This is a genomic window from Endozoicomonas euniceicola, assembly GCF_025562755.1.
Taxonomy (GTDB): Bacteria; Pseudomonadota; Gammaproteobacteria; order Pseudomonadales; family Endozoicomonadaceae; genus Endozoicomonas_A; species Endozoicomonas_A euniceicola.
In genome coordinates, this window is the sequence record NZ_CP103300.1 from 6,394,396 (window position 1) to 6,414,639 (window position 20,244).

Annotated in this window: 31 protein-coding genes and 2 pseudogenes; 10 read left to right on the plus strand and 23 right to left on the minus strand. The window is 48.2% G+C overall.

Going from position 1 to position 20,244, the window contains the following annotated elements; genetic code table 11:
- Nucleotides 1–1,635, minus strand: coding sequence for an IS1634 family transposase (locus NX720_RS26185; RefSeq protein ID WP_262596076.1), 1,635 nt, complete (start codon nucleotides 1,633–1,635; stop codon nucleotides 1–3).
- Between the two features lie 213 nt (nucleotides 1,636–1,848).
- Between NX720_RS26185 and NX720_RS27515 the strand changes: the two are divergent.
- From NX720_RS27515 to NX720_RS27525, 3 genes and pseudogenes are all read left to right on the plus strand, one after another.
- Nucleotides 1,849–1,962 (plus strand): annotated as a pseudogene (locus NX720_RS27515) (IS701 family transposase); the annotation flags it as partial.
- 33 nt (nucleotides 1,963–1,995) lie between these two features.
- A complete protein-coding gene (locus tag NX720_RS27520) occupies nucleotides 1,996–2,235 on the plus strand; it encodes a nucleotidyl transferase AbiEii/AbiGii toxin family protein (protein WP_449757785.1) in 240 nt (79 codons plus the stop codon).
- Complete coding sequence (locus NX720_RS27525; RefSeq protein WP_449757775.1) at nucleotides 2,208–2,660, plus strand: nucleotidyl transferase AbiEii/AbiGii toxin family protein; 453 nt, start codon at nucleotides 2,208–2,210, stop codon at nucleotides 2,658–2,660. Before NX720_RS27520 ends, NX720_RS27525 begins: the two co-directional genes overlap by 28 nt.
- Here NX720_RS27525 and NX720_RS26195 read toward each other — a convergent pair.
- Complete coding sequence (locus tag NX720_RS26195; protein ID WP_262598547.1) at nucleotides 2,657–2,890, minus strand: hypothetical protein; 234 nt, start codon at nucleotides 2,888–2,890, stop codon at nucleotides 2,657–2,659. The genes NX720_RS27525 and NX720_RS26195 overlap by 4 nt on opposite strands.
- On the opposite strand from NX720_RS26195, the gene NX720_RS26200 reads away from it, so the two are divergent.
- Nucleotides 2,880–3,356 carry a hypothetical protein gene (locus NX720_RS26200; protein WP_262598548.1) on the plus strand — a complete coding sequence of 159 codons (477 nt, stop codon included), beginning with the start codon at nucleotides 2,880–2,882 and terminating at the stop codon, nucleotides 3,354–3,356. The two genes, NX720_RS26195 and NX720_RS26200, sit on opposite strands and share 11 nt — an antisense overlap.
- On the opposite strand, the gene NX720_RS26205 is transcribed toward NX720_RS26200, so the two are convergent.
- The 6 genes from NX720_RS26205 to NX720_RS26225 all read right to left on the minus strand — a co-directional run bounded on the left by NX720_RS26205 (nucleotide 3,353) and on the right by NX720_RS26225 (nucleotide 6,981).
- The gene (locus NX720_RS26205; RefSeq protein ID WP_262598549.1) at nucleotides 3,353–4,168 is read right to left on the minus strand and encodes a hypothetical protein; all 816 of its coding nucleotides are present in this window, start codon (nucleotides 4,166–4,168) and stop codon (nucleotides 3,353–3,355) included. The genes NX720_RS26200 and NX720_RS26205 overlap by 4 nt on opposite strands.
- A gap of 6 nt (nucleotides 4,169–4,174) precedes the next feature.
- Complete coding sequence (locus tag NX720_RS26210) at nucleotides 4,175–5,284, minus strand: DNA/RNA non-specific endonuclease (RefSeq protein ID WP_262598550.1); 1,110 nt, start codon at nucleotides 5,282–5,284, stop codon at nucleotides 4,175–4,177.
- A gap of 5 nt (nucleotides 5,285–5,289) precedes the next feature.
- Nucleotides 5,290–5,790: a hypothetical protein gene (locus NX720_RS26215; RefSeq protein ID WP_262598551.1), complete on the minus strand. Its 501-nt coding sequence runs from the start codon at nucleotides 5,788–5,790 to the stop codon at nucleotides 5,290–5,292.
- Between the two features lie 369 nt (nucleotides 5,791–6,159).
- Entirely contained in the window at nucleotides 6,160–6,435 is a 276-nt protein-coding gene (locus NX720_RS26220) for a hypothetical protein (protein ID WP_262598552.1), read from the minus strand.
- Complete coding sequence (locus tag NX720_RS27425) at nucleotides 6,365–6,772, minus strand: transposase (RefSeq protein WP_404831033.1); 408 nt, start codon at nucleotides 6,770–6,772, stop codon at nucleotides 6,365–6,367. Before NX720_RS27425 ends, NX720_RS26220 begins: the two co-directional genes overlap by 71 nt.
- 35 nt (nucleotides 6,773–6,807) lie before the next feature.
- Nucleotides 6,808–6,981 (minus strand): hypothetical protein, encoded by a 174-nt coding sequence (locus NX720_RS26225; RefSeq protein ID WP_262598553.1) that lies wholly within the window; start codon nucleotides 6,979–6,981, stop codon nucleotides 6,808–6,810.
- A 63-nt stretch (nucleotides 6,982–7,044) separates the two neighbouring features.
- On the opposite strand from NX720_RS26225, the gene NX720_RS26230 reads away from it, so the two are divergent.
- Nucleotides 7,045–8,598 carry a transposase gene (locus NX720_RS26230; protein WP_262598554.1) on the plus strand — a complete coding sequence of 518 codons (1,554 nt, stop codon included), beginning with the start codon at nucleotides 7,045–7,047 and terminating at the stop codon, nucleotides 8,596–8,598.
- Nucleotides 8,599–8,652: 54 nt separating this feature from the next.
- Here NX720_RS26230 and NX720_RS26235 read toward each other — a convergent pair whose 3' ends face one another.
- Nucleotides 8,653–9,021 carry a hypothetical protein gene (locus tag NX720_RS26235; RefSeq protein ID WP_262598555.1) on the minus strand — a complete coding sequence of 123 codons (369 nt, stop codon included), beginning with the start codon at nucleotides 9,019–9,021 and terminating at the stop codon, nucleotides 8,653–8,655.
- Between the two features lie 249 nt (nucleotides 9,022–9,270).
- Here NX720_RS26235 and NX720_RS26240 point away from each other — a divergent pair, with 249 nt between their 5' ends.
- On the plus strand, nucleotides 9,271–9,498 hold the full coding sequence (locus NX720_RS26240; protein WP_262598556.1) for a hypothetical protein: 228 nt from the start codon (nucleotides 9,271–9,273) through the stop codon (nucleotides 9,496–9,498).
- Between the two features lies 1 nt (nucleotide 9,499).
- On the opposite strand, the gene NX720_RS26245 is transcribed toward NX720_RS26240, so the two are convergent.
- From NX720_RS26245 to NX720_RS26260, 4 genes and pseudogenes are all read right to left on the minus strand, one after another.
- On the minus strand, nucleotides 9,500–10,120 hold the full coding sequence (locus NX720_RS26245; protein WP_262598557.1) for a phage tail tube protein: 621 nt from the start codon (nucleotides 10,118–10,120) through the stop codon (nucleotides 9,500–9,502).
- A 199-nt stretch (nucleotides 10,121–10,319) separates the two neighbouring features.
- Entirely contained in the window at nucleotides 10,320–10,505 is a 186-nt protein-coding gene (locus NX720_RS26250) for a hypothetical protein (RefSeq protein WP_262598558.1), read from the minus strand.
- Entirely contained in the window at nucleotides 10,483–10,755 is a 273-nt protein-coding gene (locus tag NX720_RS26255) for a phage portal protein (RefSeq protein ID WP_262598559.1), read from the minus strand. Before NX720_RS26255 ends, NX720_RS26250 begins: the two co-directional genes overlap by 23 nt.
- 3 nt (nucleotides 10,756–10,758) lie before the next feature.
- A pseudogene (locus NX720_RS26260) lies at nucleotides 10,759–12,412 on the minus strand (phage terminase large subunit family protein).
- A gap of 22 nt (nucleotides 12,413–12,434) precedes the next feature.
- Between NX720_RS26260 and NX720_RS26265 the strand changes: the two are divergent.
- Nucleotides 12,435–12,695, plus strand: coding sequence for an HNH endonuclease (locus tag NX720_RS26265; protein WP_262598509.1), 261 nt, complete (start codon nucleotides 12,435–12,437; stop codon nucleotides 12,693–12,695).
- On the opposite strand, the gene NX720_RS26270 is transcribed toward NX720_RS26265, so the two are convergent.
- The gene (locus NX720_RS26270; protein ID WP_262598560.1) at nucleotides 12,692–13,168 is read right to left on the minus strand and encodes a hypothetical protein; all 477 of its coding nucleotides are present in this window, start codon (nucleotides 13,166–13,168) and stop codon (nucleotides 12,692–12,694) included. The genes NX720_RS26265 and NX720_RS26270 overlap by 4 nt on opposite strands.
- Before the next feature lie 117 nt (nucleotides 13,169–13,285).
- Here NX720_RS26270 and NX720_RS26275 point away from each other — a divergent pair, with 117 nt between their 5' ends.
- Both NX720_RS26275 and NX720_RS26280 read left to right on the plus strand, forming a co-directional pair.
- Nucleotides 13,286–13,639 (plus strand): DUF3768 domain-containing protein, encoded by a 354-nt coding sequence (locus tag NX720_RS26275; RefSeq protein ID WP_262598561.1) that lies wholly within the window; start codon nucleotides 13,286–13,288, stop codon nucleotides 13,637–13,639.
- Nucleotides 13,640–13,734: 95 nt separating this feature from the next.
- A complete protein-coding gene (locus NX720_RS26280; protein WP_262598562.1) occupies nucleotides 13,735–13,971 on the plus strand; it encodes a hypothetical protein in 237 nt (78 codons plus the stop codon).
- A gap of 158 nt (nucleotides 13,972–14,129) precedes the next feature.
- Here NX720_RS26280 and NX720_RS26285 read toward each other — a convergent pair whose 3' ends face one another.
- The 9 genes from NX720_RS26285 to NX720_RS26325 all read right to left on the minus strand — a co-directional run bounded on the left by NX720_RS26285 (nucleotide 14,130) and on the right by NX720_RS26325 (nucleotide 19,823).
- The gene (locus tag NX720_RS26285) at nucleotides 14,130–15,179 is read right to left on the minus strand and encodes a GNAT family N-acetyltransferase (RefSeq protein ID WP_262598563.1); all 1,050 of its coding nucleotides are present in this window, start codon (nucleotides 15,177–15,179) and stop codon (nucleotides 14,130–14,132) included.
- Nucleotides 15,158–15,718 carry a ParB/Srx family N-terminal domain-containing protein gene (locus NX720_RS26290; protein WP_262598564.1) on the minus strand — a complete coding sequence of 187 codons (561 nt, stop codon included), beginning with the start codon at nucleotides 15,716–15,718 and terminating at the stop codon, nucleotides 15,158–15,160. The genes NX720_RS26285 and NX720_RS26290 overlap by 22 nt, the downstream gene beginning before the upstream one ends.
- Before the next feature lie 5 nt (nucleotides 15,719–15,723).
- Nucleotides 15,724–16,092: a holin family protein gene (locus NX720_RS26295; RefSeq protein ID WP_262598565.1), complete on the minus strand. Its 369-nt coding sequence runs from the start codon at nucleotides 16,090–16,092 to the stop codon at nucleotides 15,724–15,726.
- Nucleotides 16,089–16,514: an N-acetylmuramoyl-L-alanine amidase gene (locus NX720_RS26300; protein ID WP_262598566.1), complete on the minus strand. Its 426-nt coding sequence runs from the start codon at nucleotides 16,512–16,514 to the stop codon at nucleotides 16,089–16,091. The genes NX720_RS26295 and NX720_RS26300 overlap by 4 nt, the downstream gene beginning before the upstream one ends.
- A gap of 3 nt (nucleotides 16,515–16,517) precedes the next feature.
- Nucleotides 16,518–16,793: a hypothetical protein gene (locus NX720_RS26305; protein ID WP_262598567.1), complete on the minus strand. Its 276-nt coding sequence runs from the start codon at nucleotides 16,791–16,793 to the stop codon at nucleotides 16,518–16,520.
- 131 nt (nucleotides 16,794–16,924) lie between these two features.
- Nucleotides 16,925–18,304: a hypothetical protein gene (locus tag NX720_RS26310; RefSeq protein WP_262598568.1), complete on the minus strand. Its 1,380-nt coding sequence runs from the start codon at nucleotides 18,302–18,304 to the stop codon at nucleotides 16,925–16,927.
- A 202-nt stretch (nucleotides 18,305–18,506) separates the two neighbouring features.
- Nucleotides 18,507–18,962: a hypothetical protein gene (locus tag NX720_RS26315; RefSeq protein ID WP_262598569.1), complete on the minus strand. Its 456-nt coding sequence runs from the start codon at nucleotides 18,960–18,962 to the stop codon at nucleotides 18,507–18,509.
- Entirely contained in the window at nucleotides 18,959–19,429 is a 471-nt protein-coding gene (locus NX720_RS26320) for a RuvC family protein (RefSeq protein ID WP_262598570.1), read from the minus strand. Before NX720_RS26320 ends, NX720_RS26315 begins: the two co-directional genes overlap by 4 nt.
- 244 nt (nucleotides 19,430–19,673) lie before the next feature.
- On the minus strand, nucleotides 19,674–19,823 hold the full coding sequence (locus tag NX720_RS26325; protein ID WP_262598571.1) for a hypothetical protein: 150 nt from the start codon (nucleotides 19,821–19,823) through the stop codon (nucleotides 19,674–19,676).
- An 84-nt stretch (nucleotides 19,824–19,907) separates the two neighbouring features.
- Between NX720_RS26325 and NX720_RS26330 the strand changes: the two genes are divergently transcribed.
- Nucleotides 19,908–20,222: an ATP-binding protein gene (locus NX720_RS26330; protein ID WP_262601674.1), complete on the plus strand. Its 315-nt coding sequence runs from the start codon at nucleotides 19,908–19,910 to the stop codon at nucleotides 20,220–20,222.
- Nucleotides 20,223–20,244: the final 22 nt, after the last annotated feature.

Below are 20,244 nucleotides of genomic sequence, written 5' to 3' on the forward strand. Positions count from 1 at the left end.
TCAGGAATAAATTTCTTGGTACGTTGAGCCCAAAATAAAAATGATCGTCGATTGCCTCTCTGATATTCCAACCATGTGTTTCTCCGTCCCGTTAACCGACAGCACATGAATCCCATCAAAGCACAGGAAAACCCATCTGCCCGTTGGGTTCTGGGCTGGTTTCTTCTTCATGTCCGGGAACGTTCGGCTCTGCCTTTTCAGTTCATAGCGGATTCGATGCTGAATTGCAGCATAGACCATAAGACAGAGTGTCATCACCATTAACAGGGCCTCAATACGCTCAGGTTTTTTGAGATACAGTGAAGACACCAGAAAATCAGGGCTCTTCAGGAAGCGAAAACCTCTCTCAACCTGCTGCTGGGATTTATACGTCCTCAGTAGTTCGCCAGCGTCAAGCCGGACTGTATCTGTATCGTTGGTTGCCAGAACAAAACAACCCAACGATGCTTCTGCATCACGACGAGTCTGTACAGCAACCGTGCAGGAGCCTGTCACATAATATTCATAGTGGTCGGGAACCGTCCCATCAGCAGGACGGCCTTTGGTTTTATAGCAGGGACTCTCGATGATCTCAGGTTCAGCCTGGCAGTATACGGACTGTTTTTGCCATAGCTTGAAAGCTTCCATGGCATCCGATTCGCAACAGAATGGCTTCTTGCCCAATTTCTCAAGTTCCTTGAACTCCTTCAGGGACTTTTTCTGCATACGCCTTGTCAGTGTCTTCTGTTCTGTTTTCTGGCTTTGATTATTTCGAAACAGTACCCAACGTTGTACGACACCTGCATAGTCAGACAGAGTCTCTACAGATTCGTAATGCTCAAACCCTTCAACCTCAACCATTGAGCGCAATGGCGCACTTTGAACCAGTTCTTTGGCTGCACCAATGTTGAGAGGAACTCTGGAGATAAACAACTGATCCTGCTGACTCAGTTCCTGAACGGTTTCAGCCACATACAATGCAGCATCACCGATGAAGTAACGGGCATTCAGTGCCGCCTTGAAGCTCTTTATATGCTCAGAAACCACTTGTTTGAAACTGGTCTTGTCCGTCACATTACCGCTGGCTGCTTTCATAAACATCGGAATGCCTGCCCGGTTTTCGGTCAGCAGGAGCAATATGGCCTGGTTCAGGTCAGGACGATGATCTCGGCTGTAGCCCTTGCAAAGCCTGATGCAATTGAGGTCCTCGTCACTTACTTCCTCCTCGCTGTTATAACGGCCATCGACGTGAAATCCTGTGCCATCAAGGTTGAGTGCATCACATGGCAATTTGAGATGCGTAGCCACCTTGATAGCCAGCTCAAAATAGACTTTACTGACACCCAGTTCAAACAGTTCATCCAGTGTTCTTCCAAGAACTTTGTCGTTTATGTGTTCGGGCTCAATCCCCTCTCTGATCAGTTTATCGAGGGGTTTATTGGAGAAGAACTGAGGGAACATGTGGAGAGACTGCCCCGTAAAGCCGAGGCCATTGATAATCATCGCGACAACGGCCTCACCGTGGGAGATGTTCCATTCGTCAGATACTTTGGGCGCGCGCCTGTCGATATGGTCGGCAATGCCCAGCTCTTTGCACATTCCAGCCACTAGACCGAGATGATCCATGACCTGAGAGTGGTATTGAATAGGAGGCATAACAAGGCTTCTTGATATTTGCTTATCTGATAGATAGCAGGTATTAGGAAAATGTCATGTTGGGTGGTGAATGTCGGTTGACGGATAAGGGATCTTTTTCCATTTCAGACAACTCACCCTTTGGGGGAGTGGGTTTTGGTGGTCGAACCATCTTCGAGCCCTCAATATTGTTGAGGGTTAGAGTTTAGCTCAGGGGTTAACCGCTGAATTTAGGTTTATCAGCACCAGCGTAAGCTGTTTAAAGAAGTGGTTGGTACCTTCATTAAGATTTTTGCAAAGGACAAAGATGACCTGCTACCAAAATTTGCAGGTGCCATCAATGCGTAAGTCCTATATCAGCAGGTTTCCCTGTTGATCAGAATGTTGCCTGTTGTGGCAACTGAACCCGTCTTTGCCCTGAAAGGCGGAACGGCTATCAACCTGTTTGTTCAAGATTTTCCGCGACTGTCCGTTGATATTGATCTGGCCTACCTGCCTCTCGAACCAAGAGACGAAGCACTAAAAAATGTTCGTTCAGCACTTGAGCGTGTGGCCGGGAGGATCACAGCACCCAGCCCTCAATTAGCGCAACCTTGCAAGACAACAGGCAGGACGAGTTAAGAATCATCGTCACTACAGAGTCAGCCACCATTAAAATTGAAGTCTCGCCCGTTGCCAGGGGAACGCTCCATGAACCGGAGCTGCTGCCCGTGGTCGAATCAGTTGAAGATGAATTTGGTTATGCTGAAATACCGGTCGTTAGTCAGGCGGATTTGTACGGTGGAAAACTATGTGCAGCCATGGATCGTCAGCATCCACGAGACCTGTATGATGTACAACGGCTGTTGAATGCCGGTGGTGTTTCCAGAGCGATATTCACCGGCTTTATTGCCTATACATTAAGCCACCCTCGCCCTCTCCATGAAGTAATGTCCCCACATTGGAAAGAACTTGAACACACTTTTTATGGTGAGTTTGTCGGTGTGACCAACGATCCTGTTGAATTGAGCGAACATGCAAAACCTCACATTCGTGATGCTCGCTAAACCTCCGCCTCATACTGCCCCAACTCAGGCGCAGCCCCCTTCACTTCCCCGCCCTGCAAAAACGCATTTTCCCCAACTCCCACCGATACACCCAATACAATCACCACAGTCCCATCCCGCAACCGGGCTTGGCTGGTGCCATTTGAATGATGGCTGACAATGGTCACAACCGTTCTGGTACCTTCCGGTATTAACGATTTGAACTGCTGCCAGATATTAGTGGTTGCCATGAGCTATCCTCTTTCCGTTATGTATGAGGTTTTAGTCGTGGATATCACCGAAGAATACGAAGATGTACTTCAGAATCTTGAATTCCCTATTATTGAATTTTTCCATCATTATCTGGCTCTGGAAGATTGGGAAGTTAAGCGCGCACTGGAAGCAACCATCGAGCACTACCGGGCAGAGTACGCAAAAAGGGAGCCCAAAAATATGCACTTATCAAACATAGAAGAAATCATCACTGAAAGGCTTATCACTGTTTGTGAGTGGCGCTTGGGTCGTGTGGAGTTGGATAAGGTTATCGCTATTACCAGTGAGTTCGCCTATCAATTTAATCCCGAGAATTTTATAAAAACACCTGAAGAGTTGCAGAAATGCCTGAAGAGAATTATCAAGTCAGTTGAGCGATGGAACCGGGAGGGAGGCAGACAAGGTTACCTGAAATTCACCTCGCAGTTTTTTCCGCAGCCTTAGTAGTGCCTTTCAAGCTCCAGCCTCTGCGTCACCTTCCCGCCTGAAGACCCTATGCTGGTCGCCAGGCACAAGGCTCGCCAGTTGTTACTCGTCCCATTGAGAAGAGAGTCCCGCACTTCGACCAGTTGCCCAGGCTCCACCAGTCCCGGTGCCGTGTTGCTGTCGGTCAGTGGGATCTCGATGGTGGTGACGCTCTGGTTTCCCCCTTTGGCCAGCTCATTGCGGCCTCGCTCGGTGTTGACCTGGGTTTCTGTCAGCCAGTCTTCCAGAATATCCGGGGCGGGTTCGTTACCTGCCGACCCTTGCCGCTTGACGTTGACGGCGACTCCCGCATGGGTGCCTGAAATATAGACAGCGTTGTATTCCGGCTCGGGTCGCCAGCTGGCGTTCAGGCTGATCACCAGGCTGGCGGGTATGATCCTGTCCATGGTGGCATCGTTCCACTTCCTGGGGCTGGCTGGGTAGCGGGGCTGGATGTTGAGGGTGTCGCTGTCCCTGGCTGGAATAATCACCGATCCTGCGGTGCTGGTCAGCCGGGCGATTACTTTCATGGGGGGGGCGTTCTGGTAGCTGAAGCTACCACCGGGGATGATCCAGTCCGGTGTGCTGTAATCGTTCAGGGTTGGGTATTGGGCTGTGAAGCCAGTATTGCTGAGTTCTTCGCTGATGGCCTGCTTTGCATTGATGTTGCTGGTGCTGCTTTTACTCCGCTGCGGGGCATAAGGGGCTGCGAGCAGTTGCGTCCGGCTGGTGCCGTAAATGCTGTATTGCTTCTTTCCAAACTGGCGACGGCTGGTGTAGCGCTCGATCATGAAGACCTACTTCCAGCCGTTGATATTGACCTCGACCTGCTTGGTTCCATTTTCGTCAGGCTCTACCATTGCCAGGCTGCTGGCTCCCCAAAGCTCACCAGTGAGTTCCCAGCTGAAGCTGTCGATGTCGAGGCTGACCTCCAACTCTTTCAGCTCGATGGGCGTTCTGTCTGGCAGGATAACGACGCTTATGGTGTTCATAAGCAGGTAGCTCTCCCTGATATCTGGCTGCTTCGGTTGCGGCTTCTTTGGGTCTTCAGGCTGGGTTTCGCCGCCAAATTTGCCGGTGTAGTCGTTGTCTTTCTGTTGGCGGCCTTCGCCCCAGGGGATGATGACCGGCTCGTCCTGAGTTCGGTTGCTGCTGTAGGTGGAGCGTTGCCGGGTGTCTTTCGGTTGAATCGCCCGGTTGATTCTTCGTTCACCCAGCCTGAAATAAACGTCAGGAGATACTGCCGGAGTGTACCGCTGCCCTTTAAAGGCAAAGTTCAGAAGGCTTGGTGGTGCAACGCTATAGCCGGTCAGGGTCTGCCTGATGACTGGGTTGTATTCATCGACCCGGTTAAACCGTTCACTTTGTTGCCTGTCGGTGGTAATGCCCATATGCCATTGCTCTGTCGTCTGTTCATCTCTCGGGAGAATGGAGGCATCCCACAGAGTTGCCTGCTTTCTCTCTTGTGCTGACAGCTGTCGCCAGTGCTGGACAGTATGGTTTTCAGTAATGACACCCTGTATTCGGGTGGTCTTGCCGTTACCGGGGATCACTATACCACCGGAGCTGCCTGTTGTGACCGCCACACTGCCCGTACTGAAATCGATATTGCCCTTGCCGGAACCGTCCATTTGTCCGTTGCCCGGATCGCTTACATCCTGCCACTTGCCCAGTGCTATGTAGCTGATCACCAGTGTTCCGGGTTTTGGTTTCGCCTCGGCAAAATTGAAGGTGTAATTAAAGCCCCGGTTCTGGGAAGACACGTCTTCTGTCCCGCTGATGGCAGAACCGACGACGGCAGCCGCAGGCTGGTAAGTAGCGGACGCTGTACTGGTATACTGGCCGCTGTTGCGATTAAAGGTGCTATCGCCGTACTGGTAGGTGAACACTTCGATGCGACTTTCCACCTTGGTCAGACGAACGTACTGTTCCTTTTTTCGATGGGATCATAGAGCCGGTAAACCTCGTCCACCTCCGGCGGTCTGCTTTCTTTCCGCTGGATACCCGCAATACTGCGCTGTCCCTCCGTTTGGTTGCCCAGCAGCTCAAAGCTGGCAGTGGTGCCAGGCACCACATACGCTTCGATACGGTTCCGGGCATTCCTGCGCTCGTCGGTCTGGTCATCGGTATTGAACAGAAGAACGCTGACGTTTTGATCTTTGGGAGGCTCGGTCAGGATCAGGTGGCTGCCAAGATAAGCATCGTTATTATCGGTGCGATGCCCACGTAGGCTTTCTCGCCAATGGTGCGGTATATCCTTGAGATGTCCTGAAACAGGTTGTTGATGTTGCCGTCGATGACTTCGGTGCCGGTTGCCCGACCACCGCCGTCTTCCTCGTCGCTGAGGCGCTGGCTTTCGAAGAGTTTTACATCGTCGTTGCTGATGGCCATCCAGACAGCTCCTATAGTTCATCGGAATATTATTTGGAGGTCTATATGAAAACTATGTTGCGCTGGTTAAAGTGTCTTCTTTATATACCCTTGTTTACCTGCCTCCCTGCTTTACCTAACGCTTTGCTAGAGGAGTACATTATTTACAAAGATGAAGAAACATGGTTACTGCGGAAGTATCAAACCCAACTTGGGAGGATTAATTGGGGGATATATAGAACTAACCATGAGCTTGAAAGCTATGTTCATAATGTTACTTTTGAGTCAGAGGATAGGGTAACGTTTACGATTGGAAGATGTGGGATCTACAGTACCTGGCGATACATCAGATCTGAAAACAACATAGAGCTACGCATTAAAGATCTCCCACTTCCCTGCAACTGCCAAAAAACTACGAGCCCACAGTAATTAACTGCAATGTAAGCAAATAAAAGTCATCGATAGTAGTGTGTGCTTTAGCCCAAAGAGGTTGAGCCATAATTGGCGTATTATTTCTACGGTCAAACATCACTTCAAACTGTCTTGAATCCGGTAATGTTAATGTCATGGTATTGTTGAGAGCATTAGCTAATGAATAAAGCATCTTAGGGTAGACATTAAGCCCCGCCCAGCTTACATAATCCCAGGCGTGTGCGCCCTGAGCATCCGTCTCGTGCAGGGTGTTCACGTTTAGCGTTCTGCTCCCAGAATAAAAGGAGATTTCTGATACAGGACATCAAACGCTTTCCTGACTCCATCAAAGATGAAATCATACTGCCAAACAGGTGGGTTCCGCTTTTCATCACCTTGTGCGTCGAAATTTCCTCGATAACCCCACTTCTGTAGAGATTTGCCTGTGCAGCATGGGCAAGGTACCTTTTCAACGCCACTTCCACAAAGGGCATCAAGATCAGGCTGAACACCAGTGTGGCTGATTTTGTATTAAAGCGATGCCACCCTGAGTAGGATTTGATCTCTTTGAAGATCAGCTCTATCTGCCACCGGAGGCGATAGGCCTGCAGCACTTCGCTCAGGTTAAACTCCGCACGATCAAGGTTCGTTACAATGAAAGCCCACTTCTAGTTGGCAATGGCGGCAGGCAGTCCCTTTCTGAGCGGGTATCTTCAGTGAGCTGTACTCGCACCAGATTATTGGTGAGAAGATCCAGTGCCGTATGAAGCTCTACTGCCGCCGGGCTGACCGTTGAAAACCGTCCGGGGAACGCTTCCTTCAACCTAAATTCAGCGGTTAACCCCTGAGCTAAACTCTAACCCTCAACAATATTGAGGGCTCGAAGATGGTTCGACCACCAAAACCCACTCCCCCAAAGGGTGAGTTGTCTGAAATGGAAAAAGATCCCTTATCCGTCAAACTCGAAGTCGATTCTTTCGACGGTAAAATTCATGTCGAGTGGGAGCCTGAAGCATCGGTCACCCCAATGGGACAGCTTCCTTTTTTTATACAGTTTTTAAAAACAGGTCACCGATTTGAACCCTGGATTAACGATTGCCCACTAACTTATAAAAGCCCAAACGCCCCTCAAAAAGTGGATGTGATTGGCTCATTAATGCTTTCCATTCTTTCAGGACATAAACGCTATGCGCATATCGGAACAATTATTGGTGATAAAGTAAACGCTCAGTTGCTCGGGATGAAAAAAATTGTCAGCGATGATTCTGCCAGGCGTGGTTTAAAGAAGATTGACGAAGATGAAGGCGTTGAATGGATGCAAAAACACCTCCATCTCTGTTTTGATCCGTTATTAACCATTCCATGGATTATGGATGTTGATGTTACCGTGAAAACCATTTATGGGCATCAGGAAGGAGCGGTTAATGGCTATAACCCACATAAGAAAGGGAGACCCTCTCATACTTACCACTCATATATGATGGCTAATCTTAAATTAATACTGGAAGTTGAAGTCAGACCCGGAAATCAAAGTCAAAGTAAATACTCTTTACCCGGTTTAATGGAGCTATTAAATCGACTTCCAAAACGCTGCTGGCCTGAATTTGTTCGTGGTGATTGTGATTGGGGAAGTGACCGGGTAATGAGCGAATTGGAAGATGCTGGTTGTCATTATCTTTTTAAAATGAAGAAGCACGACAACGTTAAGAAAGCCATAGGGAATGCGCACTGTAGCGGAGGATGGGTAAAATACGACAACCATTGGGAGGGAAAAGAATCCGTAATTAAACTGTCAGGTTGGAAAAAAGAAAGACGCATAATTATTGTTCGAAGACGGCGTCCTGAAAATGAAATACCGATGTTGGAAAAAGGAATAAAAGAACGTCAACAAACGTTAGCATTAATAGAAGAGCCAGAAAATATAAAAGCTTACGAGTATTCGGTTCTGGTCACATCTCTTGATAATGATATAGTCTCGATCATTAATCATTATCGCAATAGGGCTGACTGTGAAAATAACTTTGATGAAATCAAAAACCAATGGGGCTGGGGCGGTTATGTAACAAAAGATATGGCAAGATGTCGAATGCTGGCCCGAATGGTTGCCTTGGTTTACAACTGGTGGACGCTATACGTTCGATTGAGTAATCCGGACTCCCATAAAGAATCAATTACCAGCCGTCCCTTATTAATGAGTTCAATTGGCAAGCTGACCCACTCTGGCAACCAAAAGAAAATAAAGCTGACAAGCCAGCATCGATGGATGTATAAAATTGCGAAATTACAAAGTGAACTGTGTGATTTTTTTGATTCAATCAAAAGTATCGCACCGCAGTTGAATCCAATTAACGCATGGTGTCGTATTTTAACGAAAGCGGTCTCAAAATTTTTGAAAAAAGGGCAGGTTATTACGATGCAACCATTAATTCGATCGGGCTAATGACTTAAAAAAACGCTGCTCAGAACCGTGAGAAGCTATTCCTAATGGCATGGCTCAGTGGCGTTCAACTGCTGAATTTAGGTTCAAAGCATCATAGACAGCCTGTGAGGAGCCATCCTGAATAAGAATATGCTCAAATTCCGAAAACGGACTGCTCTCGTCAAACGCCATGACCTTGCGGGAAAATATTTCCAGACATTGCAGCCATAGCCATAGGATGAGAGCGGGCAGGGCCTCTTTTTTAGCCTGATTTGCCCAAGAGCGATAGGACACATTCAGGCCGGTGAGCTCATTAAATTTACGGTGTAGATCAGCCTGAGTGTCAGAGTTCCCATCGCCACCAAGGGCGGCAATGAGTGACAGAATAAAGTCCAGAGGGCGTACATTCCACTGTCGTATAGTAAAGCCCAATTGTTCAGCCATCTTGAGGAATTCTGACTGATCGAAACAGGTCAGCAGTTTTTTTCAACTAATCTGGTATTTGCAGTACTCATCTTGTTTAGCCTTGATGATGTAGTTCAAGCTTATTTTGGCTGATCAAGGTGAGTTCTGCCGGTGGGAATACTGTTTTCTTGTGCTTAATGTCTACCCTAAGCTTGAGTACTAACCGTAAGGCGGATTCTTTAACTGATCCCATAATGTGCTTTAATTTTTAGCAGTTGAGATGTGGTAATGCTGACACTGGAACAGCTTCATTATTTAGAAGCTTTTATGATTATTCTCTCTGAACAGGGCGAACTATTTATGGATGTATTTACGAACCTGGTTTATGGAAACTACGAATTTGATTGCTGGGTTCTCGAAATTTTTAGCAGTTGCGACCTGGAACTTGCCATTCAAATCATTACTTCAGCGACCGAAAGATACATGGAACACAACGCCATCCCACTGAACCTATAACTCATGTCGCCAGATTGATCTGCATAAACGGACTCAACCCGTTCCCACTAATACTCGGGTCTGCCAGCACATCAATCTGCAAGCTGAGGCTGGCAAAATCATCCGAGATAAAGCCAAGGTTCTGGGCTGGAGAGAACTTCACCCGATGCACCCGGATATTGAAGGGCAAGCCTTCACGGGCATCGTTCAGCCCTTCCATAAACAGCACAAATTCACGACCACTTTCCACTAATGCCTGCACCATATTAAAGGCAATGGGCGTGTAACTGACTTTTACGCCTTTATTATCAAAACTGCTGTTCACCAGCACCTTGATACCGGATTTTGCTAACTCATAACCCACTCCCGCCACCAGTGCGGTATCCGTACTGTCTTTGACGGTGACCGCTTGCTTCAAGTCCGGCAGATGGTTGAAAGGAATCAATTCACTTTCAACACCATGACTGGGCAATAGTTCATCGGTGATTGGGGTTGTGGTCGCTGCGGTGACACTGCCCCGCAGGGCAAGGGAGATATTCGAGGCGGTAAAGTCATTAGCGACAATGCTCGCCGTAACACTGGATACCCGGCTGAGTACATTGCGGTTGCCACCGCCACCCTGGTAATTTTTCAGCTCTTTCAAGGTTCACAGGCATATCTCCAAACGAGAGCTGCCCGTTGTTGGGAGTAATATCGGACTGAGTCTCTGAGAAGCTGATTTTCCGGACACCTTCAAAGCTGGCGTGATTGAGCAGTGACCGGATCGTTCGGGCAATGGTCATCAGCTGGTGAGTGGTATCAGGCTGCGTCAGGTAAACGCCGCTGACCGTTAATTCCAGCCGTTACTTTGCCCGTTTACCCTGCCGTTCCAGTTCCCGGATACTGTCCAGCTGTATCAGAATGGCTGGGGGCTCAATGTCCGGAAGGTCAGCGATGGAATAGCCAGGCAATACCGGAAAACGACTCTCTTCCAGTTTGGCGACCAGGGCTTTGATGATCTGTTCATCAGGGTTCGATGTTGAAGGCATAATCGGGAACCGTGAGCGCACCGCTGACCACCGCTAAATCCATCCAGCGTTGCCAGACCGGGCGGCACAGTTGAAAAACAATCTGGTTATGCTGGATTTGCTGAATGCGTCGTCTGAACTCATTGATAATCAGGCGTAATGCCCGATCACTGACGCCTTTCATATCGCCGGTCAGTAACTCAAAGGGCAAGCCAATCCCCGTCGCCACCGCCATTAACTGCTGGCGCATAAGTTGACGGATTAGCTTCATCCATCAGACTCCCTTGATGGAATACAGACCGTACTGCCGGGGTCGTTTTTTCTGTTTGCTGATTTCCCGTTCAATGGCCTGAAGACGGCGTTCCATTTCACTGAAGCAGGAATACTCGATTCTGCGGCCTTTGGCGTCCCACTGGAAATAGGGCACACCGTTTTTATACTTCCTGATCTTTTCTTCAGCGGTGATCTGCCGGAAATAGTCTTCATCAAAACAGTCACTGACAGACCAGTGGCAATAACCATTGCCCGGTTCCAGAATGCGGAATCGCTGGTAGAGCAGTTCCTTGGCGGTATCACTGCCGACAAGGGTCAGGTAAACGCCTTTTTTATTCTTGGTCTTGGGAAAGGTTGCAATAGCTTTACCGGCAATGGAGCTGCCTTTAACCGGAATCGCCCAGTCCGCACCCTGTTGTCTGCAAAAGGTGTAGACTTCATCAGTGAAGTGACTGCCACTGTCAATGCACACCTGCGCTGCATTGAGAGTGATGCCAGCCTGTCACCTCAAACTCAATCCGGTCATCCTGAACATCACAGCCAATGGTGATCACCTCGACCCACCATGGGACTTCAGCCGGATAATATTCACGACGTTGATAGAGCAATTCATGCTCGACGGTTTCACCTTTGTCCTGCCAGGTTTCGCCCAGTACCGTGTTAGTCCAGTCTTTCATCTGTAGTGTTTTTTTCTGTGCTGCCAGAAAATCCTCAACCGCATTTTGCCAGCTGTACCAGCCGTTAGGGCTGTAGAGCGAACTCAGGTGAAAACCCGCCACCTTGTTGCTTTTATCACCGGTTCCGGCAACCCATTTACCCTCGGTCAGCAGGCGGGGTTTATCTTTCTCGTAATGTTTGTGACCGCACTGTCTGCATTCAAAACGGGCAGTCTCCGGCTTGTTATCATCAAATTTGATCTGCGCCCAGATGATCGGTTGAAACAGCTCGCAACCATGACAGCTCACCTGATACTGTCGCTGGTCACTGGCTTCATAAGCTGGTTCAATCTTGCTGGTCTCCGCTATGTTCGGTGTACTGACCATGAATATTTTCCGATTGCCGCTAAACGTGGCAGTTCGTTTAATGGCCAGGTTGATCGGACTGCCCTCACCGTCTACATCATCACCGTAAGCATCCACTTCATCCATAAACAGAAAACGGGCAGGCATGGAACGCAAACCGGCTCCGCTGTTAGCCCCCGTAAAAATCAGCACCCCGCCAGGGAACTCTTTAGACAACAGAGTATTGCCACTGTCCCGACTGCGAGGGTCTTTGACCTTGTCCCGCAGTACCGGGATTTCCTCGATCATGGGGGCAATGCGCTGTTTTGAGGTGCGCTTGGCCAGATCAAGGGTTGGCAGGACATACATCATCGGAGCTGGCACATGGTCGATGACATAACCCAGCCAGTTATTGCCGCACTCGGTACCGCCTACCTGAGCCCCTTTCATGAACACCACTTTCTCAATGGGCGATGAAGGCGACAGTGCATCCATGATTTCTTTAAGATATGGCGTTCTTGAGGTACGCCAGTGTCCGGCTTCTTTGGCGGCCTTGGCTGGAAGAATGCGCTTCTGATCCGCCCATTCGGAAACCGTCAGACGGGTATCGGGTTTCAAACCGGCGAGGAAACCGGCAATATAAGGACTGGGCATAAAAATTACAGGGACTTTTATAATGGCGAAATCACAGCTTCAACGCCTGTTATGGTTGCAGGGCAATCACTGTTTTTATTGTGATCAACCCCTTGAGCTCAAAGAGGCCAGCATTGACCATGTGATGCCGAAAAGCCTTGGCGGAAAAGATGTGGTGGATAACAAGGTGGTTTGCTGCAAAACCGTTAATCAGGTATTTGCCAATATGCCGCTCAAAGAAAAACTTCGCTGCCTGATCCAGTGGAAAGGGCAACTTCCCTGCCCCGGAAAAACAGCAAATTAACGATCTGACAGCTGGTGTAGTACCGCTTCAATCTCATTGACCAGGAGTGTTCTAACCGTTGCCGGATCACTCTCAGCCGCCAGTAAATCCGCCAGCCGGTCAGGAAGAGCAAGCAGCCCGTCCCTGACCATTTTCTCTGCATTAAACGCATCACTTCTGACTTGTGCGGCATCGGTCAACTGACCGTTTTTCTGTTCATACTCCAGCTTCGCCATCTTCGCCCGAAACGCTTCCCGCATGGTTCGGGCAGTGACGAAATCAACTGTCCCATTCTGTTCTGGCGTCGATGGTTGGGATTTGTCAGGCCGGATCAAAGTCACCGGATCAGCATGAGCTTTCATGGACTGAATCGCCTGTTCAGAATCCACCTTACCGTTCTTCAGCTTAACAATCCGTTTCTTGATCAGCTTGGTGACATAGCCACGGGTAAAACCCTGCTGTCTGGCAAATTCCGCTTGAGAGAGTAATGCCATGGGCTGTCATCCTGAACGTCTGTTCAATGTTTGCTGATTATTTCTCGCAAGTCTGACGCCAGCCCCCTATATAGCTCACTCGAACCCTGATAAACACAAAATGAATGGGATGTACTTATGTACGAAATAGCCACGTTGAATGATGCCGTACGACAGTCGCTGATCAGTTTGGAAGTAAAAAACAGCCTTGCCCTGATCCAGTGTCGGTACGAAATCATGATGACTGCCCACCTGCAGCACACCATTGAGGACAAAGTCGGTTTGCTGAAAGCGATTGCTGAATTTAACCACTTCAATGAGGAAAACGATCCCTACGGAGAGCATGATTTCTTCCGCTTCAAATTTGAAGAGGAATGGATCATCGCCAGGTTTGATTACTACGCCCCGGATATGGAACACGGCTCGGAGGATACGACGGATTTAAGCAAAACCGTCCGGATACTGACCATTATGCTGGCTTGTGATTATTAATCCTCTCTGAATGTTTACAGAGCATACTGAAGGTACTACTTTTCATAGGCTATGACAGAAAAAAATAATGGCATTACATTAGTGTGGAGTAAGCTATGACCAGAGCCAAAAAAACAGATGAAGAACTCGTAATGAGGACTCGAGCTGAAGATAGAAAGCGTACCAAGAAAGCTTTTACGTTGGGTTACCAGGCAGGTACATGCACAACCTCTAAAAAAATGCTCAGAATGTCACCACCACAGCAAATGGCGTTCCATCAAAATAGAAAAAAACAAAAACCTAACGATGAAATGACTGAAAATGTACTTGATATGTTCGAGGACGATATTTGAGCTGTTACTCATAAGAATGCTTTAAGGAGAGGGAACGAGGCATTCCTGTATACCCGTGTATACCTCGTTTTCAGCTCTGTCACTAACCCAACTCTGCGCCCATTCGCACCCGCAAAGCACAGAAGGTCTCAGGAACCTTCGTTTTTCTCGCCTACATATTAAAACGAGGCTGTCAAACGCTCGTAAGAGTGCTTGGAGAGAATAGACGTCGCCGGTTTCGAGACCCGTCCGGGCTTACGGGTCATTTTCCATTTCGGTGATTTATTCATGGCATGGATCAGCGGCGGTGAGGTGGTGACGGTGCTGATCTTGAACCCCTGCTTGCTGTACAGCTCACAAATGTAACAGCGCAACTGAAAGCCCAAACCCAGCCCCTGATAATCCGGCAACACTACGGTTCGGTGCAGCCGTTTCAGTTTGGGGTTACTGGGATGAGGAAAATGCAGGATGCTGCACCAGCCAACCGGCTCGCCATTAATCTCGGCAATGTATTTATGGGCCGAACGGTTATGGACACTGCTCAGATAGTGAAACGGCCTGAATATTTCCCATTCGGATTGCTGCGCTTTGCGAACATCGACAATGATTTCGGGTCGTCGAAGACGCCTCCGTTTGAAGGTGTGACTGTTGCAGTCATACACCCAGTCCGGCTGTAACCACTCAATAATATCGTAGTGACAGCTGACAGCGATAAACTGCTTATTCTCTTTGCGAATGTATTTCTGGATAGCGGCACTGCCGATCCTGGCAACATTGCGATCAACGACACTGGTAAACTCATCGTAGATAACCGGCTTGTCGGACTCCAGAATCAACCTCGCCAGTTCCGCTCGCATTTTCTGGCCATTGGACAACACCGCAAAAGGCTTCAACCAGTCCGGCGGTGAAGAGAAACCCACTTTGCTCAATGATTCGGTGATGTGCTTTGCGCTCAACCCTTCACTGAAATCATCCACCACGGCACGATCTGACCAGTCAAACCCGGTAAACAGTTCATAGTCGCTGAACACCTGTTTGGCGATGGTCGTCTTGCCAGAACCGCTGGCACCGACAATCAGGCCTATATTCCACGGTTTGTCCTCAATGGGAATATCAACATCAAATTCTTTCTTTACCGAATCGAAGTTGATATCAAACATCCCCTTCACCTTCTCGGTTCTGAAAGAAGGCTTTATCCTGGACTCCACTACAAACTTTGCACTCGGCATTTGTATCCCTTCCCGGTCAGTTCGTCGTAGATAGCCTGCTGATGGTCTTCGCTGTCGCACTCCACGATAATATTGAAGATTTCAGAGTACTGTTCTTCCGGCTTTTCCTGCTCATCCGGTTGTGGCGGTTCGTCGTAAAGGGATACCAGAAAATCATCCCTGAATCCCAACACCTCCAGATCAAAGTCCTCAGCCTGGAAGGCTTCGACTTCCAGCGACAGCTTGTCCATATCCCAGCTGGAATTAAGGGCAATGGCATTATCCGCAATCACATAGGCTTTCTTTTGAGCGTCTGACAACCCCGCCAGAACGATGCAGGGAACGGTTTTCAGCTCCAGCTTTTTCGCCGCCATTAAACGGCCATGACCGGCAATAATGCCGTTATCTTCATCAATCAACACTGGATTGGTGAACCCGAACTCCCTGATGGAAGAACAAATCTGGATCACCTGTTCATCGTCGTGAACCCGGGAGTTGTTCACATAGGGGATCAGGTCGCTGACTTTCTTGTCCACCAGCTTGTATTTTTTCGCTGCCATCCTCTTTATCTCCTGACCTTGTCCACCACCTTTTCAATCCCCCGACTGGCGATGTAACCACCGATACCCAGCTGAACAATAGAAAACAGTTTCAGCTCCACCGCTTCCGACAAATCCGGTGCTGACCAGCCCAGCCAGCGGGCGACAATCAACCCGGTAAACACCAGCATGACAATGGGACGCCATGACCGCTGCAACCAGCTCTCGCCTTGTGCTTCTGCTTTGATGACTCCGGCACGTTCTGCAAGCTCATTCAGTTCACCGCTGACAATCATGCTGGCCAGCTCCTGTTTCGCCTTATCCTGTTTGGCTTTGTCGGGAAGCACCCGGTCAATCAGCGTACCTAACAGTGGAATCGCCGTTGCCCAGCTCATGACAGTTCCTCCAGCCAGTCTTCCACACTGAAAACCGGGCAGGCTTTATAGGGATTGAAAAACGAATGCCCCACCACCTTTGCAGACGGATACCGCAGTTGCAGGGACTCCACCAGCATTTCCAGACTGAGCATCTGTTCCTGGGTGAAATTGTCTTCCGGCAGGTTTTCCTGACTTAACCCACCCACCAGACAAATGCCTATGCTGTCATGATTGTGGCCTCTGACATGTGCGCCGATGGCGTCCTGCGAGCGACCCGGCTGCACCAGGCCACTGCGTTCAATCACCCAGTGGTAGCCAATATCGCTCCAGTGTCGTTCGACCACATGCCAGTGCCTTATATCTTCGACAGTACAGTCCTGATCTTCCCGGGTCGCTGAACAGTGAATCACAATAAAATTCGTCGCCGTCCTTGGCTTCATCACTTACTCCTTCAGTAAATAAGCCCCAACGCCCACCAGTGCAGTGACCAGAATCCAGCCGAAGCGTTCAATATGAGCAATGATGATACCCCGGGAGCTACTTTGCAGTTCCAGGGCACGAATGCGGGTTTCCATATCGTTCAGGTGCGAATCCAGCTGGTTCATGCCTTCGGTTTGATGAGCAATGCGTTCTTCGATACGGGCAAGTTGGGAGACGGCTTCACTTAACTTGTCGAGCTTTACATCAATCCGATCCAGTCTGTCGGAGATGTCTTGCATAAGCGGTCTATGGTGAGGAATAAGGGCAATTTCGGGCAATAAAAAAGCCCCACATCGGTTAGGAGTGAGGCTTTGATGATTGTGAAAAATAATGGCTTATTTTGTAATCGTTGGCAAGTCGTAAAGGAATTTTAGCCTTTGGGGTACAACCTTCCATTCTGATTCAGGCAGCCTTTAGATGAAGGGTACAGTTCCGACCGTTTAAGCCAAGCTTCATTGCCATAGCCTTGCAGCTGAGCTCTTACAGCTATTTTGATCATTGATTGGTTCACTTCAATAATAGGACCACAGAAAGTATCATCGCCAGACTTCACACTTGCTCTCCATCTAGCTAGTTGCTCCTGCTCTTTTTGCCTTTTCAGTCGTTCTTTTTCAGCAGCAATCACTCGTCTTTTTTCTTCATCAGCCAAAGCTTTTTTTAATTTAACTTTTGCTTTTGGTATTAAACTCAGTTGATCAAGAGATTCGTACTTTTCGATAAACTTGCCAATCTGATATGAAGTCACCGAAAGATTAAAATCACTTTTTTGTTTCTTGCTATATTTTGCTACAGCATCTGATTTGGCTTTATTATAAAAAGCATTTTGATCTTTCAGAACCTTTCTATAATGAGATTCTATGCGATCAATCTCTTCTTCTTCAAATCGTTCAAAATTTTCTGAAATAGCTATTTTACCGGATGCTTTGGCTGGTGAAAATTTAAACTTGGGGACAAATTCACTCATTGAATTATAAATAGATATCTCTTTTATTCTCTCCTTACCCTTTTGTTCTACAGAAGTATTTTTTTGGTTAATTGAATTATAGAGATTCGCATAAGTTCCAGAAACACCTTTTGCCTTCCTAGCATAATTATCAACTGATTCAAATTCATTCACGACAAGGCTATTCACCACTTCATGGAACTTTTGGTGCTCAAATTCCACCCAATTATTTCGTTCAAACCCTTGATCAGGATCAACAACAGCCTCTGCAACCATAATTGGTGCCGTCACTGCACCAACAAACAGAGCACTATATCCAACTACAGCTAAAGCGGCTGCTCCAAAGGGAGCTGCAACTGCTCCAGTAACAACATCTTTAGTCGTAATAGGTTCCTTTTGTGCCTCTTCTTGTAAAATTTTTCTATTTTGCTCTGGGGTATTTCCATAAGCACTTTTCGTAAAGTTAACGTGTTGAAAATGAGTTTCTCTTTTTTCCCAAGATTCGCAGCCATTTATGCCTACTGTTTTTTTACATTTGAATCTGCTCGTATTGAATGCAGGCTCAAGGCTTGGAATTTTGAATTTCCACACGTCTTTTTCAGTCTTGAACGAACTGCCTTCGTAATACTTAGCATGATAAAAGAATGGTGACAGCACATACGACCCATTTTCATAGCGCAGCTCTCCATAAATATCAGTATCAGCTTGTTTTTTGGCAAAATGGATAGCGTCTTTTGACGGGCTTGTAGAACAACCTACTAGCAGCAGACTCACTGCTGAAAAAACAGTCAAAATACCTTTGTGCATTGTTATTATTTCCGTTGATATAATCAGTTTTTTGCTGTCTGCTCAGATATATTGCCATAAGCCTAATTGTTAATCTATAAACGACAATCTACATATTTCAAAGGATGGTAAATTTTCCAGTTACTCCAATAAGTACTGTTCTATCTAACATTTCATCACACACCCCCCAATACTCTCCATACCCCCCCTCAAAATCCCTTTTTCAATTCTGCCGTTGAATCCTGCACCGTTTGATAATCTCACTCACCGGATACAGGTGTCTCCCACTGATAATAAAACTCCGATAATCCAACACCGTATACGCCACCACATCCCGAATCCGCTGTCTGGTCACCTCCCGATACTGCCGCTCACTCTCACCCAACCGCCGGGCAACATCCTCATCCAACCACCGAAAAAACCGGTTCTGTTCCGGCAAAAACTCCTGTGTCCTTGGCCCATACGCCCACTTTGCCCATGACCGGAACGGTTCTTCCAGACCTTCCACAGCGGCAATCACAATTCCCGCCTCCACCGTATGACAGATACGGCTGTCGTTACTCTGCTTACGGGTGTTGCCTGAAGAAGGAAAACTCACCGGATTAATCTCAAACCCTTTACTGGTCAGGTTGGTGGCATAAGCGTCGTGTATCGCCTGTCGTGCGGATAGAAATTTCATGCGCTCTGGCTCCCGTAGCGTGCGATGAGCACAGCGTCAGCTCGTCCATTGTCCTTTTTCCTCAACACGTCAGCTGACGGATACAGGTCTAACACCCTGCCCCGGCTGGCGTCCTTGTCTGCCCGTAACAATCCTGCTGCCCGTTTCCATTTTTGTGGTGATACATACGTCAGTGGCAGCCCCATCACACTGACGGCAGCCTCAACCGCCCCTAACGATCTGCCAAAGCTGAACATGCTCACCACCCCTTGCCCCGGTCTTGCGCCTACCTGTTCCAGATAAACCATATCGATTTCGTGCCTGGAGTGAACGCCAAGGATTTGCTTCAGGCCATGACCGCTGACTTTCTTTTTTCTGCCGTCGGGAATTACCGGCATATCTTCCAGGCGGATAATGGATTGGTCACTGCTGTTCAGAATTGCTATGGCTCCGGTCAATCCGGGGTCTATCCCAATAATCACATTCATTATTTTCTTCCCTGAATTTTTTTTCTGAACTCTTCTCTAAAACTGCTTTTCTTCAAAGCCCTTTTTGTCTTCGTGCTTCCCTCCCCTCATCCCGCCCTCCCTTTCTTAAGAAAGGAAGGGGGGAGGTGAGGAGTCGGCTAAAGGCACCCAACTCTGCTTTCACCCTTAAAAAACAAGGGGTTCTGAGGTCAGTTGAGGAAATCCAAAAATCACCGTCCTCAACCCCTATGGGTTTGAGGCTTTTTCAAGCCCCGGTAACAGCCTGTTGCCCTTTGTCTGAAACCGAAACAAACGGTTCCTGTATCTCCAGAAAACCCCGGTCAACCAGCGCATTAAAAGTACGCCCCCAGTTTTTTGAGGTCATGACACCGGCATCGATACAGGCTTTTCTCAAGCCCCTGACTTCAATACGGGCTCCCGTCGGATCACGCCCGCCCCTTCCATCAGCCGGACAACCGGCATCAAAGCTCCCAGGGTTCTGGTGTATGGGTCAGCGGGGTTGGGTAAAACCACCTTTGCCAGTTGCAGCCCTGACCCTGTTTTTCTGTGTACTGAAGACGGGCTGGGCAAGATAAGCGTCGATGCCTTTCCATTGTTACGCAGCTATAAGGATGTTCTGGATGCAATAGCCGCACTGTACAGCACTGACCATGCTTACAAGACAGTGGTCATCGACAGTCTTGACCACCTTGAACCGATGATCTGGAAGCATTTGTGTGACATCTATGTGGGCAGTAAGGGCGGGAGAAAATCAAGGGAGGTGGATAAAGTACAACTCACCAGCTATACCTGACACAAAAGTACTTTTATTAAAG

Bases quoted from the DNA above. Each gene is read 5' to 3' on its own strand.
- NX720_RS26195 (WP_262598547.1), bottom strand. From the start codon at position 2,890: ATGGCAACCACTAATATCTGGCAGCAGTTCAAATCGTTAATACCGGAA.
- NX720_RS26285 (WP_262598563.1), bottom strand. From the start codon at position 15,179: ATGCCGAGTGCAAAGTTTGTAGTGGAGTCCAGGATAAAGCCTTCTTTC.
- NX720_RS26215 (WP_262598551.1), bottom strand. From the start codon at position 5,790: ATGAACTATAGGAGCTGTCTGGATGGCCATCAGCAACGACGATGTAAA.
- NX720_RS26185 (WP_262596076.1), bottom strand. From the start codon at position 1,635: ATGCCTCCTATTCAATACCACTCTCAGGTCATGGATCATCTCGGTCTA.
- NX720_RS26310 (WP_262598568.1), bottom strand. From the start codon at position 18,304: ATGCACAAAGGTATTTTGACTGTTTTTTCAGCAGTGAGTCTGCTGCTA.
- NX720_RS26235 (WP_262598555.1), bottom strand. From the start codon at position 9,021: ATGGCTGAACAATTGGGCTTTACTATACGACAGTGGAATGTACGCCCT.
- NX720_RS26305 (WP_262598567.1), bottom strand. From the start codon at position 16,793: ATGCAAGACATCTCCGACAGACTGGATCGGATTGATGTAAAGCTCGAC.
- NX720_RS26265 (WP_262598509.1), top strand. From the start codon at position 12,435: ATGGCGAAATCACAGCTTCAACGCCTGTTATGGTTGCAGGGCAATCAC.
- NX720_RS26230 (WP_262598554.1), top strand. From the start codon at position 7,045: ATGGTTCGACCACCAAAACCCACTCCCCCAAAGGGTGAGTTGTCTGAA.
- NX720_RS26320 (WP_262598570.1), bottom strand. From the start codon at position 19,429: ATGAATGTGATTATTGGGATAGACCCCGGATTGACCGGAGCCATAGCA.
- NX720_RS26250 (WP_262598558.1), bottom strand. From the start codon at position 10,505: ATGCCTTCAACATCGAACCCTGATGAACAGATCATCAAAGCCCTGGTC.
- NX720_RS26290 (WP_262598564.1), bottom strand. From the start codon at position 15,718: ATGGCAGCGAAAAAATACAAGCTGGTGGACAAGAAAGTCAGCGACCTG.
- NX720_RS26275 (WP_262598561.1), top strand. From the start codon at position 13,286: ATGTACGAAATAGCCACGTTGAATGATGCCGTACGACAGTCGCTGATC.
- NX720_RS26315 (WP_262598569.1), bottom strand. From the start codon at position 18,962: ATGAAATTTCTATCCGCACGACAGGCGATACACGACGCTTATGCCACC.
- NX720_RS26240 (WP_262598556.1), top strand. From the start codon at position 9,271: ATGCTGACACTGGAACAGCTTCATTATTTAGAAGCTTTTATGATTATT.
- NX720_RS26255 (WP_262598559.1), bottom strand. From the start codon at position 10,755: ATGAAGCTAATCCGTCAACTTATGCGCCAGCAGTTAATGGCGGTGGCG.
- NX720_RS26205 (WP_262598549.1), bottom strand. From the start codon at position 4,168: ATGATCGAGCGCTACACCAGCCGTCGCCAGTTTGGAAAGAAGCAATAC.
- NX720_RS26270 (WP_262598560.1), bottom strand. From the start codon at position 13,168: ATGGCATTACTCTCTCAAGCGGAATTTGCCAGACAGCAGGGTTTTACC.
- NX720_RS27520 (WP_449757785.1), top strand. From the start codon at position 1,996: ATGTTGCCTGTTGTGGCAACTGAACCCGTCTTTGCCCTGAAAGGCGGA.
- NX720_RS26280 (WP_262598562.1), top strand. From the start codon at position 13,735: ATGACCAGAGCCAAAAAAACAGATGAAGAACTCGTAATGAGGACTCGA.
- NX720_RS26295 (WP_262598565.1), bottom strand. From the start codon at position 16,092: ATGAGCTGGGCAACGGCGATTCCACTGTTAGGTACGCTGATTGACCGG.
- NX720_RS26300 (WP_262598566.1), bottom strand. From the start codon at position 16,514: ATGAAGCCAAGGACGGCGACGAATTTTATTGTGATTCACTGTTCAGCG.